The organism is Leptolyngbya sp. CALU 1928 (assembly GCF_056784215.1).
Genome location: NZ_JBXBCE010000001.1, coordinates 384200 through 399421, shown reverse-complemented (window position 1 = coordinate 399421; position 15222 = coordinate 384200). Strand labels below are relative to the sequence as shown.

Below are 15222 nucleotides of genomic sequence, written 5' to 3'. Positions count from 1 at the left end.
GTCCAAGCTCCAAAAAACTAGGAGTTATGGGTGTGAGAGGAAGCTAGCACTCAGTATAGTTGGATTTAGAAGTGCCGAAACTGCTACAACCGCTGGGCTTTCATTTTGCCGCGGTTGCCGCGATTTTTTGAGCTTGTTTTAGAATCCCAGGAGCCGCATTACTGGCTCCTTCAATCCCTAAAGGATAAAGAAATAAGAATAACAAGTTAGGTGGATAGCCTTCTGCTGGAAAGAATCGACTTATTTCTTTTTGCAGTGGGCTATACCGGGCAAGTAAATCTAACGTTATTCCATGCTTACACTTATACGTTTGCTTCCCTGGAATTGATTCACACTGAAGCTGCTTAGTGCTAACTTCCCAAATTTGAGGAGGAATCTGTTTACTGCAAAGCAAATTGTCTCTTTTGGCACCTTGATCTTGAACAACTTTAATCTTATTTTCCTGGCGGTTTTTGAGCAATTTTATCAACTCAAAGTAATCAAGTGGCGAACCGTCTAAATGCGTATAAGTATTATTAAGATAACCATCCTGAACAACTAGCAACTTTCGTCCCTTATGGGGAATCTTCACCAAAACTAATACGTGGGTCAGTGATGAACCAACAGGCGGGTTTCCCCTGATCAAGAACTGAGAAGCAGATGGTTTTCCCATGTTTAAGGCATAGGACTCAAATCCATACTGTTCATATAATTTCATTAGAAAAATGGACATACCAGCACACCACACTCCGCCCGCATCCTTCTGAAAAGATGAAAAAATTTCTGCTACGCTTTTAGGACGAAGATCAGGGCTATCAATAAGACAGCCTGTTGCCATCGTTAGATCAGAGTTTTGATAAGCCCATCGACGTAATAAATTGACTTTCTCCCAATCACTAACATTGGGATTATTAATTTCAGGAATGGCTGTAGCGACTGATTTTTTAAGAGACTGCGTCAAGGCATCTTGAGGGGAACCCTTCTCAGGTATTGGCTTGAGCCTTTGAGCATAGAAGCCAAACCCAATCGAAAGGAAAGTGACTGTTGCTAGAAATGTAACACCAAGTTTGTCGTGATTTGTTTTCTTGGACACTCTGATTTACCTAAGTTAGGTTGTTTAATGAGTAAGCAATGATTCCTGAATGAGGCGATTTGTAAAAATAGTATTGCGACATTTGGTATGGAAGCAACTACGATATGACTGTATTGGTTGATGTAAAAACTGGGTCAATACAAGCATGGTGACGTAGCAAATATTTGAGGCAATAAAACAGGGTGCTGCAAAGAAGTGATGCTTAGCCTCCCAAATAATTAATAACTGCGTGAATTACTTGGTTCACGTCATTGTCTGTCATCCCAAGCCAGAGGGGAAGTCTGACCAAACGTTCACTGAGCGCTTGTGTGTGAATTAAATCGGCGGCAGGTCGCCCATATTTTTTGCCTGCTGGCGAAGAGTGCAGCGGGATGTAATGAAAGACGGTTTGAATTCCTTGCTGTTTTAATGCATCAATAAAAGCGGTTCGGGTTGCTAAATCAGGCAAGAGTAGATAATACATATGAGCATTGTGTTGACAATGCTGGGGCACAATCGGACGGCGCAGTTTGTTTTGAGTTTCTAATTCGGTAAAGGCTTGGTGATACTGATGCCATATCTCTAGGCGGCGTTGGATAATGCGATCGCATACTTCTAATTGCGCCCACAAAACAGCGGCATTGATATCACTAGGCAAATAAGAAGAACCGACATCGACCCACGTATATTTATCAACTTGACCCCGAATAAACTGGCTGCGATTTGTGCCTTTCTCCCACAAAATTTCTGCTCTTTCTGCCCAACTTGGGTAGTTCACCAGTAAGGCACCGCCTTCGCCAGATGTAAGATTTTTTGTCTCATGAAAGCTAAAAGCTGCCAATTGTCCAAAACTGCCGAGTGGCTTACTTTTATAAGTAGCTGAGATTGCCTGAGCCGCATCTTCAACCACCCAGAGTTGATGCTGTTGAGCGATCGCCAAAATAGCATCCATCTCACAGCCCACGCCTGCATAATGCACAGGGACGATCGCTTTTGTTTTAGAAGTAATTGCCGCCTCAATCTTAGACTCATCCAAATTCAGCGTATCCGGGCGAATATCAACGAACACAGGAACTGCGCCACGCAGCACAAAGGCATTAGCTGTTGAAACGAAAGTGTACGAAGGCATAATCACTTCATCCCCTGGCTGCAAATCCATCAAAATTCCGGACATTTCCAGCGCTGCAGTGCAAGAGGTTGTTAAAAACGCCTTATTGCAATGGGTGTTGTCTTGTAGCCAAACTTGACACTGTTTGGTAAATTTCCCGTTGCCGGAAAGGTGCCCACTCTCAAGCACCTGCTGGATAAATAGGATTTCATTGCCTGCAAGGGGGGGGCGGTTAAAGGGAATTACTTTATGCATTGAGCATTAAATAGAATGATATGGGTGTAAGGAATCTGTAGCACGTTACCGAGGTACCAACGATAATACCCTTCGAGAATACCTATTAGAGTTTAAATCGGCTTGATTAAATCACTTGTTTGTGCTAACTTGCCTCTTGCTATCATCTTACAGTTTGTGATCAACTTACCTTCTTCAAATGGCGCTCATTTCAGTTGTAATCCCTGTTTATAATGCCGAAAATTGTCTACACGAACTTTATCGCCGCTTGAGGGATTCATTAGAAACAATTTCAAATAACTTCGAGATTCTTTTAATTGAAGACTGTGGAGGCGATCGCTCCTGGGAAATCATTATAGAGCTTGCTAGCAAAGATTCGAGAGTAAAGGGAATGCAGTTCAGCCGCAATTTTGGTCAGCACTACGGTATTACCGCAGGTCTAGACCATTGTGATGGTGACTGGGTTGTAGTGATGGACTGTGACTTACAAGATCGACCCGAAGAAATTCCCCGTCTATATCTGAAGGCTCAAGAAGGCTACGATATCGTACTTGCTCGACGAGGACAACGTAAAGATCCACTTCTGAAGCGGCTAACGTCTCGGATATTTTATGGTGTGCTTAACTACTTAGCTGATTTGAACTATGATCCTGAAGTTGGAAACTTTCGTATAATTTCTCGAAAAGTTGTTACGGCGTTTAACTCTATGCGTGAGCGTCTAAGATTTTTTGGCGCTTTAATTGACTGGATGGGTTTTCCAGCCGCAAGCATTGACGTTGAGCATAGCCTTTCTTCACGACAAAGTACTTACACATTCAAAAAACTGTGGAAGCTCTCCTCAGAAACAATTATTGCTTACTCAGATAAGCCTTTGAAGTTATCTGTCCGACTTGGTTTTTTGATGTCGATGGTAGCTTTTATATATGGTACTTTTACACTTTTGCACTCGTTAATTTATCGCTCACCTATTGCAGGTTGGACTAGTCTAATAGTCTCCTTATATTTTATTGGTGGCATTATCATCTTCAATCTAGGTATTGTTGGAATTTATTTGGGAAAAACCTTTGACGAAACCAAAAAAAGACCACTTTACATCGTCAGGAATTCTACATTCAGTTCAGTAAATTCGTTTACATATGCAAGCCAGCCGTCAAATGGTTCCAAAACATCTTAGTGAATTTATTAGGTTCACACCCTGGGATTCAAGAGCTTTAGGGTTGGATACTTTTGAAATTTTAGCGTGTCCAGAAGAGGTATTTAGGCTAATTGTCCAAAATGCTGCGCCTGGTCATTATGCAGTGAGGGTTGATCCGTTATCTTCAAAAAAAGCATTGCATGACTGTGGATTTTACTACTGTGATACGTTGATTGAGCCATTTTGTGACTTGGAGAGTTTTATTGATTTTCAGCACGACAACGTTCATCTTTCAACATCTACACCGATAGAGGATTTAATATCTATCTCAGCTAATGCTTTTTTTAATGGGCGCTTTCATCGTGACTTTAATATTGACAAAAGCTTAGCGGACTTAAGATATACGTTGTGGCTAAAAGACATTCATCATGCTAAGAGTATTTTTGGGCTGATGTATTACGAAACACTAGCTGGTTTTTGGGGCTATTCTGAAAATAAGATAGTTTTACATGCTCTCGGTAGTGATTTTAGAGGGAAGGGATTATCTAAATACTTTTGGAGTGCAGCTTGTCGAGAGCTATTTCAGCAAGGTCATAGTGAGTTGGTAAGCTCTATTTCTTTCTCAAACACTCCTGCATTAAATCTTTATATTTCTCTCGGGTTTAGGTTTAGGAATTCTTATGACCTATATCATTTAATGATTCAGTAATAGAGTTTTTAATAATTTAATAGCAGGTGGTGTTGCTACACTGTCTGATAGAGAAAAGTTATAGTTGGCAATTACTTTTTGCAAGCAGATAAGTCTGTTAAAGCATATTCTTATGAAAAGATGCCTACGCTGTAAAACTAAGTTTGGCGGTCTGGGATGGATTTGTCCTCAATGCGGATATCAGCCATCAATCGTGGGTAACCACTTATCGTTTGCTCCTAGTTTGGCGGAGGATAGCGACACCTATGAAGCTGATTTCTTTGCTCAACTGTTTGAATTGGAAGCCAAAAATTTTTGGTTTCGTTCTCGCAACAAACTATTAATGTGGATTCTTGAAAGCACATTTCCGATCGCTCAAAGTTTTTTAGAAGTTGGTTGTGGCACTGGGTTTGTTCTCTCAGAAGTTGAGCGATCGCACCCCCGTCTCACTGCCGTAGGTGCCGAATTATTTGCCACAGGACTAAACTTTGCATCTTATCGCTTGCCTAAAGCTGAGCTCTTGCAGATGGATGCTCGTTTCATTCCATACGAGGATGAGTTTGATGTGGTAGGTGCCTTTGATGTTTTAGAGCATATTCCAGAAGATACAGTGGTTTTCTCTGAAATGCATCGAGCTATTACTAAAGGTGGCGGACTGATCTTAACCGTACCGCAGCACCCTTGGCTATGGAGTCAAGCAGATACTTATGCTCATCATGTGCGTCGCTATACAGCAACGGAACTAAGGCTAAAAGTAGAGGATGCTGGCTTCCAGATCGTTAGAATGACCTCTTTTATGTCGTTACTATTGCCGCTCATGTTCCTCTCCCGCTTGCATCAGAGGCAATCGAAGGATGAGTACGATCCGATCGCAGAGTTGAAAATCAGCAGTGGGTTAAATACTATTTTTGAGATTGTTCTCAATCTAGAGCGAATGATTATACGATCTGGTCTATCGTTACCCTTCGGTGGGTCACTATTACTAGTCGCTAAAAAACTATAGGAGTTATCTGTGCCTCAAACCAATCAGGGTGTTCGTTCACTCTTGTCAGTTCCATCTGTTTACAACTTATTCACTAGGTTGATCGGAGAAACTGCTTATCGAAAGACTCTAGTTGATCAGTACATCTGCCCACAAGAGAACGATCGCATTTTAGATATTGGCTGCGGTACAGGTAAGATCGTTCAATATTTACCTAACGTTGACTACTTAGGATTTGATGCAAGTCAAGAGTATATTAAGGCAGCCCAAGCAGAGTTTTGCGAAAAAACTAAAGATCTAGCACTGAATAGGCAGATCAAGTTTATTTGTGAAGAAGTGAATGAAAACAACATCAAAGACGAAGCTTGTTTTGACATCGTTTTAGCATTAGGAGTACTCCACCACCTTAGCGATCTGGAGGTTTTAAAACTTTTCAACACAGCAATTTGTAGTCTTAAACCGGGTGGCAAGCTGGTTACTATTGATGGAGTATATGTATCTAATCAATCTTCTATAGCGCGATGGATAATCTCAAAAGATAGAGGTCAAAATGTTCGGACTGAAGAGGCTTACTTAACATTAGCTTCTCAAGTGTTTTCTAAGATCACCACGAGCATTCGCTACGACTTGCTAAGAATTCCATATACACATATCGTATTAACTTGCACAAAATAACTTTACTACTTCTTAAAATCTGCAACAGTAAAGCTCTGTTTTACCTTACTCAAATCCAGTACTCGTTTAGCTTCCTGTCCATTCAATCCATCTATCAAGCGAATGAGAGTACTTAACCAGCGAATTAAGGCGAACTGGGAGATTTTACTTCTTCTCCTGCTGCCGTTACTGTTACTGTCAATCACTCAAATCTGGATATTTAACCTAAATGGTCAGCTTGATCCGTGGTTTTATTTAGGTTACTTCATTCGATTAAAGCAATACCTAATCGCTTTTCCAGATACTTACTATGGGTCGCGGTTGTCTTGGGTTCTGCCAGGATACTTAGCATATTTTCTCTTCCCGCCCTTAGTCGCAAATTATGTTTTACATCTAAGTTTTTATTACCTTGCCACACTCTCTCTTTACTTCATTCTGAGACCTAGCGTTGGCAGACGAGCCGCCTTCCTAGCCAGTGCCTCTATGGGCAGCTACGCTTTTTTCCTGCTGGCAATTGGATGGGACTACGTGGATGGGGCAGGAATTACCTATTTCTTACTCACCGTACTGATGCTTAGTTGGGCAGCGAGAAAGGAACGCTGGACAGCATGGATGGTTCTATCGGGTGTTTTTTTTGGAGCTTTGATTTATACAAATATTATTTGGTTATTATTTGCGCCTTCCCTGCTCATCTACTATGTGCTGACTAATCAGCCCCATCGAAGACGAAAAACCTTGATAAAAATTGCTGCTTTTATCGGTGGCATTTTGGCAATCACTTTGGTGTTAGGCAGCATCAACTATGCGATCGGGGGCAAGTTTTTCTTTTTTATGCCTTCAGTCAATATGGTCTTGGGTAACGCAGGTAAGCCCAATCCTTGGAGAATAGATTGGCAGGAATGGTTACCGAGGGCAACTTGGTTAATCTTGCCACTCGTTGTCTTATTGGGTAGTACCGGAACCCTGATTTTGTCTAGGTTGAGGAAGGCTTTTGGGCAGTCCGATGTCGTTCCGCTTCCAGCAATTTTTATTGCAAGCTGTCTGAGCATGATTTTTCTGGAAGTAAAAGCTGTACCTGTTTTGCAGAATACTTACTATGTCAGCTATCTAATCCCCCCCATGTTTCTGGCCATTGGAGCGCCATTGAAATCGCTTTCAACTTTGTCAAGCGATCGCTTCGCAGTTGTTGCAGGCTTTGCACTAATTCTAATGATATTTCCGCTCATAGCTGTTCTTGTATCTAGTGATCAGCCAATCATTTTTTGTTTGCTATTTGTGGCAGCTATCTCATTCGCAGTTGCTAGTCATTTCAATCAAAAGAAAATCGGTAGCGTTCTGGCAATTCTACTGCTGACTGTTAGCGCCAGCATAGCTTTTGGTCAAGGGTGGACTTTAAATCAGAGCGTGAAGCAACTTCAAGCAAATGCAGTGACCTCAAAGGCTGCACTGGATAGCCAACTCACCGTCAGCACCGTACAAAAGTTGTTTAGAGATATTGATCCAACCGTGAGTGTGTTCTTTTGGTACTCAGCGGAAGAGTTAGGAGTCTATCGGTCGATCGCTTCAGCAACTCTTTGGGGATATCGTTTGATCGGTGAAGAGTTTCCTAGCTTACAAGGGTATGGAGTTTCTAGTAGCACGCCTTTGTCGCCTGAAAAGCTCCGCGAGTTAAAGACTCGGTTTTCAGCATCACCAAAAATTGCCATATTTTCTCAGCAACAAGATGCATTGCAACAGGCAATTAATTCGTTGAGAATAGCAGGCTTCACGGCTCAGTCTACCGCGACTTACCCTGTCAAGCAAGATACGATCGCGTTCACAATCACCATTATTGAAGTCTCAAAACTAACAGATACTCTCTAAACCTCGACTGAATTGAAAGTTTGTAATGGATTACTCAAAATCCCAATAGGCTATTAAACTCTTGCTGGTATTAGATATTGTGAAACTTACTGCTTACATTACCAGACCGTAATAGTTTTACTACCTTCTAATATAGGTAAGGGTGGAACCTTGCCCGCCTCATCCAGATTTCAGACTCATTTCGCTCCAATCTCCTCAATACATCTACTAAGTTAATGAGAGAAATCAAACGAGAATTTAAAGCGAATTGGGAGATTCTACTTCTTCTCTTGCTGCCGTTATTATTGCTGCTGATCAATCAAGTCTGGATATTTAACCGCAGCAACGTCGATTCTTGGGTTTATTTTGGTTATTTTATTCGATTAAAGCAATACTTAATTGCTTTTCCAGATGCTTACTATGGCACACGTTTATCATGGATTTTGCCAGGATACTTAGCCTACTTTCTCTTCTCGCCCTTAGTCGCCAATTACATTTTGCACCTAGGGTTTTATTACCTTGCCACACTCTCACTCTACTTTATTCTTAAACCTAGCGTTGGCAGACGAGCCGCTTTCCTAGCCAGCGCTTCTATGGGGAGCTACGCTTTCTTCCTGCTGTCAATTGGCTGGAACTATGTGGATGGGGCAGGAATCACCTATTTCCTGCTCACCGTACTGATGCTTAGTTGGGCGGCGAGAAAGCAAAACTGGGTAACTTGGATGATCCTATCGGGTGTTTTTTTTGGAGCTTTAATTTACACCAACATCGTTTGGTTAGCATTATCTCCCTCCCTAATCACCTATTACGTTCTGACTCATTCTCCTCATCGAAGACGAAAAACTTTTATCAGTGTTGCTGCTTTTATAGGTGGCGTTTTGGCAATCACCCTGCTGTTAGGCAGCATCAACTACGCTATGGTTGGAAGATTTTTCTTTTTTGTACCCTCAGTGAATATGGCACAAGCGTATGCAGGCAAGCCAAATCCTTGGAGAATTGATTGGCGTGAATGGTTACCCGGAGCAACTTGGTTAGTTTTACCACTCATCGTATTAGTGGGTAGTACGATGACCCTCGCTCTATCTAAGTTTAAAAAGCCTTTTGAACAGGCAGAGGTTCTCCCACTTCACGCAACTTTTGTTGTAACCTGCCTGATCATGATTTTTCTGGAAGTCAAAGCCATTCCTGTTTTGCAGTTTACTGTTTATGCCAGCTATCTAATTCCATCTATGTTTTTAGCGATTGGAGCGCCTTTAAAATCGCTTGCGAACCTCTCAAATGGCAGCTTTGCTTTTGTTGCTAGTTTCTCATTAATGCTGCTGATTTTTCCGCTCATAGCCGTTTTTACATCTGATAGCCAGCCAATTATTTTTTGTTTGCTATTTGTGGCAGCTATTTTCTTCTCAATTGCTAGTAACTTTAATCGAAAGAAAGTCGGTAGCGTTCTGGCAATTCTGCTGTTGACGGTCAGCGCAAGTATCGCTTTGGGTCAAGGATGGAATGCAACTTTGATTGCAAAACAGCTTCAAGCGAATGCAGTAACCTCGAAGACTGCAATTGATAGCCACCTTACCGTTACTAGTGTACAAAAGCTTTTTAGAGATATCGATCCAACCGTGAGTCTATTTTTTTGGTATTCGTTAGAAGAATTAAAAGTCTATAAATCGATCGCTTCAGCCTCTTTATGGGGGTATCGTTTTATCAGCGAAGAATTTCCTAGTTTGCAAGGGTATAAAGTCTCTAGTAGTACGCCTCTATCTTCTGAACGGTTGGGCTATCTGAAACATCACTTTACTAAGGTATCGTCAAAGATTGCTATCTTCTCTCAACAAAAAGACGCATTGCAACAGGCAATTAATTCGTTAAAGACAGTAGGTTTCACGGCGAAGTCTACCGCGACTTACCCTGTCAAGCAAGATACGATCGCGTTCACCATTACTATTATTGAAGTTTCAAAACTAAAAGACGCTCTATAAATTTCATCCACCTTGCTATTATTCAACGAGCAGCCGATCGCCAATAGGAACTAACTCTGACCATGGGTATCAATCAATTTTTCCAGGAAACACCGGTTCAGCAAGTCAAAGATTACTGGAACAGTCGTCCTTGCAATATTCGCCACTCCACGAAACCAGTGGGAACCCGTGAATACTTTGATGAGGTGGAAGCCCGTAAACACTTTGTCGAGCCGCATATTCCCACCTTTGCCGAGTTTGAGCGCTGGAATGGCAAAAAGGTGCTAGAAATTGGCTGCGGTCTTGGCACGGCTATGATTAACTTTGCGCGATCGGGGGCTGAAGTCACGGCGGTTGACTTATCCGACGAGTCTTTGAAATTGGCAAAACAACGGGCAGAGGTGTATGACCTGAGCGATCGCATTTCTTTCTACCATGGCAATGCGGAAGAGCTAAATCAATGGCTCCCTCCCGAAACCTATGACCTCGTTTACTCGTTTGGGGTGATTCACCACACGCCCCATCCTGAGCGGGTGATTGAGCAAATTCGTAGCTATGTCAAACCGGGTAGCACCGTCAAAATTATGGTGTACTACCGCTATTCCTGGAAAGTACTATGGATTTTGCTGACTTACGGTAAGGGGCAGTTTTGGCGGATTAATGAACTGGTTGCCTGCTACTCTGAAGCGCAAGAGGGTTGTCCAATTACCTATGTTTACTCGAAGCAGGAAGCCAAAGAACTACTGAGCGGGTTTGACATCGTTAGCATGGAAGTAGACCACATTTTTCCATATGAAATTCCCGACTATAAGCAGTACAAATATACGAAAGTTTGGTATTTCCGCTGGATGCCTGACTTTCTGTTTCGCTGGCTAGAAAAGACTTTTGGTTGGCATCTATGCATTACTGCCCAAGTGCCCAACAAGAGTTAAGCCTTTACAAGCTGTTGGCATGTATTAGGTTTGTTGCACCTTGAATACATGCCATTGCTACTATTTTGCAAAGTAGCTACAGTCAATGGGTTACGGTTTAGATTGACTCGATCGCTCGCTTGAGATCGCAGGTTTCGTCTCGATTGTTGCGGATAGCCAACGATTGGCGATCGGCATTCGCCAGCCCACCCCAAAGGCGCGATCGGTGATTTTGAGGACTGGGGGAGCTTGCCGCCGCTTAAATTCGGCACGGGAGACGAGTCGGGTAATTTTGTTGACGATCGCCGGGTCATGTCCCGCTGCCACAATTTGGTCGGGTGTTTGCTGATTTTGGGTCAGCCGTGCCAGGATGTCATCCAAAATTTCGTAGGCAGGCAGGGAATCTTGATCCACCTGTCCCGGTTTGAGTTCGGCGCTGGGCGGTTTGGTTAGGATGTTGGGGGGAATGATTTCTGAGGAAAGTTCGGAGTTTGGAGTTCGGAGTATCTCCTTCGGAGACGCTACGCGAACGGAGTTCGGGGTTCGGGGTTCGCACCTCGTACTTCGCACCTCATACTTCGCACTTCGTACTTCGGCATTCGTCCTTGCGTTCAGCCATTCGCAGAGGGAATAGACGCGGGTTTTGGGAACATCGGCGATGACAGCAAGACCGCCGTTCATATCGCCATAAAGGGTGCAGTAGCCGACTGCCATTTCGGATTTGTTGCCCGTAGACAGGAGCAGATGCCCAAATTTGTTGGCGATCGCCATTAGCAAATTGCCGCGAATCCGGGATTGAATGTTTTCTTCGGCAATGCCAAACTCGGTTCCGGTGAACATGGCATCTAAGGTGTGATCGTAGCCCGTCATCAGTTCGCCGATCGCCAAGGTTTGGGTGGGGATGCCCAGGTTTTCTGCCAATTCCAGCGCATCATTAACGGAATGATCGGAACTATAGGGCGAGGGCATCAGCACCCCTAACACATTCTCGGCACCCAAGGCTTCAGCAGCGATCGCGGCAACCAGGGCAGAATCAATCCCACCGCTCAAGCCAATCACCGCCTTCGTGAAGCCACACTTACGGGCATAATCGCGCACTCCCAACACCAACGCTCCCCAAATTTCCGCATCTTCGTTTTCGGGCGGCAGGGCGATCTCCTCTGGCATGGCGACTAAATCTTTTGCTTCCAGGTCGTATTCTACGAGCATCAGATCGGTGGCGTAGGCATAGGCGCGACCGATCAATTCTCCCTGCCGATTGACTGCCACACTGTTGCCATCAAAAATCAGGTCATCGTTGCCGCCGACCTGGTTCACATACACGAGGGGCTGCTTAAAGCGGATGGCAGCGTGCTTCAGCATTGCCTCCCGCAACTGCTGTTTGCCTGCGGTAAAGGGCGATGCTGACAGATTAATGATTAAATCCACTTCCAGACCTGCTAAGTCGGCGATCGGGTTGACCTGATAATTGCGCTTGCCCCAAAACTCCTCATCGTTCCACAGGTCTTCGCAAATAGTGACCCCGATATGGATGGAGGGGCAAGGGGCAAGGGGCGAGGGGTGTTCGCGTAGCGTCTCCGTAGGAGAGGAGGCGAGGTAGAAATGGTTGGCTTCCTGCCCCGCTTCAAAGTAGCGGTCTTCATCAAACACGTCGTAAGTCGGTAATAGGCGCTTATGAAACACTTGTTGAATTTGTCCGTTTGCCACCAACGCCACACTATTGAATAACGGTTTACCGCCTTCCTGTCTGGCTTGAGAGTTGGCTGTAACGATGCCGATTAGGACAGTCAATTGAGGCGGCAGTTCCGTGGCTAGCTGATCGATGGCGATCGCCATGGACTCGATAAAATCGGGATGCATCAATAGGTCGCGGGGTGGATAGCCACACAGGGAAAGTTCTGGCGTGAGGAGCAACTGCGCGCCTTGCTGGGCTGCCTGATTTGCAGCCGCTAAAATCTGCTGAGCATTGCCAGCAATATCTCCGATGGTGGGGTTAAGTTGGGCGATCGCAATGGCAACCTTCGTTGAGGCAATGTTCATAATTAAGGTTTAAGTCGAATATGTAAGTCTTTTACCGTTGCACTTTTACCGTGAGGTGTTTCTCGAACCTCAAACATATCAGTTGCTCGAACTAAATCGCTGAGCTTTTTGTAACCATAATTTCGAGAGTCGAAAGCGGAAGATAGTTTGGTTAACTGTGCCCCAAATATATTGTTTGCGTCAATTAACCCAGCCAGTCGATCAGACTTAAATTGCACTTCTCTGCTCATAATATTTTTTAAGGAACATTTTGCTTTTACTTAATCAAAAGAAGCTGCAATCCTGCCGACTAAAGAGTATCAATAGCTTCGACATCAACTTGATCGAGCGCCTCTTCATCAATTTGATTTAGCTCTCCTCCACGATATGCACTTACATCCCAAGTATGTCCAGTTAATTTGATGGCATGTGCCTTTGGAACATTTTTGCCAACCCATTCCATAAAGTCACCTACGCCAATTGTTGAAGGAACTCTTACGGAAACGAATTTGGGACTACCAGAAGGAGTGTATTCATTGAGTCGGATCTTGAAAAACTTAGAACCTTTAGCAGTAAATTTTGCTTTGCTGGCAGCAAGTTCTGCTGGGCTAACATCTGGCAAACCCAGCTTATGGGCACAGCGAACTCTGACGTAATGATGCAAAATCCGATCAATTTTTTCTTGCCTTAGCTCTTCTTCAGAGCGTTCGTTACTATCTTCTTTGTGCTCTTTCAGTGTGGAAATTAGAACCTTTGCATATTGCGCTTGCTTGAGGTCGTTCAATGCAAAATAGATTGATTCATCTTCTGACTCTAAGACTTCATAAGTCAAAAACTCGATTTCTAAGGAGCTATATTTTTGATCGATTAGATTGTGTTCATGATACGCAGGAGCGATCGCGATTAAACGAATGGGAAGGTCATAGTCTATTTCGGAGGCAAGTGGTTTTTCGGTGATGAGACGATCGTAATAGCGGGTTAGTTGCTGAACAATGTAGCGATCTGCTGTATTTTTGAGTTCCAAAACCGTTAATTTTCCAGCTTCATCGACAGCTAAAATATCGCATACATCTTGTTTAATCATATATTGGCGTTTAAATCCTTTGATTGCCAAAAGCTCATTTAAGTGAACCCAAACAAAATCTTCTAGATCTCGTTCACTTTTGAAACAAAGCTTTTTCTTACGTCGATGTAGCATTCAGAAATCCTGCTATTTCTGCAACTTTTCAATAACTCAAAATATCTCCTACGGAGACGCTTTGCGAACAAAACTCAAAACTAAATAAACACTAGCGCTTTATCTTTCAGGGGTGCAAATGCTTCGGCATCAAAGCGGTAGAGGCTGGCGGGTCGTCCGGCTCCACGGGAGACTTTGACCCCTGTATCGGCTAAAAAACCGAGTTTCAGCAGGCGCGATCGAAAGTTGGAATAATCTGAAAAGTTGTCGCCTAAAACAGTGGTGTAAAGCTGGTATAAGTCGCTAAGCGTGAAGAGTTCTGGCAGCACTTCAAAGGCGACCGGACTATATTCCAGCTTATTTCGCAAGCGCCGATGCCCATATTCCAACACTTCATTATGGTCAAACGCCAGGGCTGGAACTTGGCTGAGGGGATACCAGGCAATGCCGCTCACGCCATCGGCAATCAGTTCCGCTTCCGCAAACCGCACCAGGGCGAAATAGCTGACTGCAAGATAGCGATCGCCATAGCTGTCGGCAGATTCACGCGGGTCTCGTTGAGGACCACCAAAGGTATAAAGCTGTTCTAGATAAAGGTTTTTGGCACGAATTTTTTCCGCCAAGATGCGGTAGGCGGCATCTTCTAGCGATTCGCCTTGCTGCACGAGCGTTCCTGGCAGGCTCCACTGTCCCAGAAACGGGGGTTCATCGCGCATAACCAGCAGCACTAGCAGCCGATTTTGCTCGGTGTCCACGGAAAAGATCACATTATCGACTCCCACTTTGAAGTCGGCTAGCGGTGGGCTGTCTGGCACTGGAGTTGCTTTTTTGGGGATGCGTCCTCGCATTCGTATAGATGCTCCCGGTGAATGTAGTCTTCGATCGCAGCAGTGAGTCCGTTGGTATCTCTGTGGGTACGGTAGGCAGTGGATGAGGTATCGGGACCCATGAGATCCGCGATCGCTACCCTGGCTCCTCGCTGCCTCAACTGCGCCAACGCTGCCTCACTCAAAGGATAGCCCGGTCTTGGCACAACGAGCAGATTCACTTCTTGTAATAAATCTTCAATCTGATACCAGGTCGGCATTTGGATGATCAGATCGGACCCTACCACCAAGGTAAACTGGGCATCACTCCAGCGACGTTTGGCGATCGCTAAGGTATGAATTGTGCGCGGCTGGCTCAGATCTGGGCACAACTGCACAGTGGGGCGAGATCGCTGGAGGTCATAAATCAGCAGCTTTAGCATTGCCATCCGGTGAGCCAACGGAGTTTGCTGCGCCTTAAAGGGATTATCCGATGCCCATACTGCCACGCCATCAAAGCGATAGGATAACCACGCCAAAATTGCCTGGTGCCCAAAGGTTGGCGGATCGGCACTGGTGCCAAAAAGAGCGATCGTTTGCATAAGCGTCTGGGGTTGGGAGTACGGGGTTGGGAGTACGGGGTTGGAAGTGCGGAATACG

At 44.3% G+C, this 15222-nt stretch carries 14 protein-coding genes; 7 read left to right on the top strand and 7 right to left on the bottom strand.

All coding sequences use genetic code 11. From position 1 onward, the window contains the following. Positions 1–100: 100 nt before the first annotated feature. Both AC1S5B_RS01840 and rffA read right to left on the bottom strand, forming a co-directional pair. Positions 101–1072, bottom strand: a complete 972-nt coding sequence (locus tag AC1S5B_RS01840) for a hypothetical protein (protein ID WP_482034019.1) — start codon at positions 1070–1072, stop codon at positions 101–103. Between the two features lie 202 nt (positions 1073–1274). Then, positions 1275–2414 carry a dTDP-4-amino-4,6-dideoxygalactose transaminase gene (gene rffA, locus AC1S5B_RS01835; RefSeq protein WP_482034018.1) on the bottom strand — a complete coding sequence of 380 codons (1140 nt, stop codon included), beginning with the start codon at positions 2412–2414 and terminating at the stop codon, positions 1275–1277. Between the two features lie 178 nt (positions 2415–2592). Here rffA and AC1S5B_RS01830 point away from each other — a divergent pair, with 178 nt between their 5' ends. The 7 genes from AC1S5B_RS01830 (at position 2593) to AC1S5B_RS01800 (ending at position 10581) form a co-directional block, all read left to right on the top strand. Continuing rightward, positions 2593–3567: a glycosyltransferase family 2 protein gene (locus tag AC1S5B_RS01830; protein WP_482034017.1), complete on the top strand. Its 975-nt coding sequence runs from the start codon at positions 2593–2595 to the stop codon at positions 3565–3567. Continuing rightward, entirely contained in the window at positions 3530–4237 is a 708-nt protein-coding gene (locus AC1S5B_RS01825) for a GNAT family N-acetyltransferase (protein ID WP_482034016.1), read from the top strand. Before AC1S5B_RS01830 ends, AC1S5B_RS01825 begins: the two co-directional genes overlap by 38 nt. A gap of 112 nt (positions 4238–4349) precedes the next feature. Then, positions 4350–5219, top strand: coding sequence for a class I SAM-dependent methyltransferase (locus AC1S5B_RS01820; protein WP_482034015.1), 870 nt, complete (start codon positions 4350–4352; stop codon positions 5217–5219). Positions 5220–5228: 9 nt separating this feature from the next. Continuing rightward, positions 5229–5873 carry a class I SAM-dependent methyltransferase gene (locus AC1S5B_RS01815; RefSeq protein WP_482034014.1) on the top strand — a complete coding sequence of 215 codons (645 nt, stop codon included), beginning with the start codon at positions 5229–5231 and terminating at the stop codon, positions 5871–5873. Between the two features lie 102 nt (positions 5874–5975). Then, positions 5976–7715 carry a glycosyltransferase family 39 protein gene (locus AC1S5B_RS01810; RefSeq protein ID WP_482034013.1) on the top strand — a complete coding sequence of 580 codons (1740 nt, stop codon included), beginning with the start codon at positions 5976–5978 and terminating at the stop codon, positions 7713–7715. A gap of 215 nt (positions 7716–7930) precedes the next feature. Beyond that, positions 7931–9670: a glycosyltransferase family 39 protein gene (locus AC1S5B_RS01805; RefSeq protein WP_482034012.1), complete on the top strand. Its 1740-nt coding sequence runs from the start codon at positions 7931–7933 to the stop codon at positions 9668–9670. Positions 9671–9732: 62 nt separating this feature from the next. Further along, positions 9733–10581: a class I SAM-dependent methyltransferase gene (locus AC1S5B_RS01800; RefSeq protein WP_482034011.1), complete on the top strand. Its 849-nt coding sequence runs from the start codon at positions 9733–9735 to the stop codon at positions 10579–10581. A gap of 90 nt (positions 10582–10671) precedes the next feature. Here AC1S5B_RS01800 and AC1S5B_RS01795 read toward each other — a convergent pair whose 3' ends face one another. From AC1S5B_RS01795 to AC1S5B_RS01775, 5 genes are all read right to left on the bottom strand, one after another. Beyond that, entirely contained in the window at positions 10672–12600 is a 1929-nt protein-coding gene (locus AC1S5B_RS01795; protein ID WP_482034010.1) for an NAD+ synthase, read from the bottom strand. A gap of 2 nt (positions 12601–12602) precedes the next feature. Continuing rightward, complete coding sequence (locus AC1S5B_RS01790; RefSeq protein ID WP_482034009.1) at positions 12603–12830, bottom strand: OST-HTH/LOTUS domain-containing protein; 228 nt, start codon at positions 12828–12830, stop codon at positions 12603–12605. 59 nt (positions 12831–12889) lie between these two features. Then, complete coding sequence (locus AC1S5B_RS01785) at positions 12890–13777, bottom strand: endonuclease NucS domain-containing protein (RefSeq protein WP_482034008.1); 888 nt, start codon at positions 13775–13777, stop codon at positions 12890–12892. 80 nt (positions 13778–13857) lie between these two features. Next, positions 13858–14604, bottom strand: coding sequence for an NUDIX hydrolase (locus tag AC1S5B_RS01780; protein WP_482034007.1), 747 nt, complete (start codon positions 14602–14604; stop codon positions 13858–13860). Continuing rightward, a complete protein-coding gene (locus AC1S5B_RS01775) occupies positions 14550–15164 on the bottom strand; it encodes a nicotinate-nucleotide adenylyltransferase (RefSeq protein ID WP_482034006.1) in 615 nt (204 codons plus the stop codon). Before AC1S5B_RS01775 ends, AC1S5B_RS01780 begins: the two co-directional genes overlap by 55 nt. Between the last annotated feature and the right edge of the window lie 58 nt (positions 15165–15222).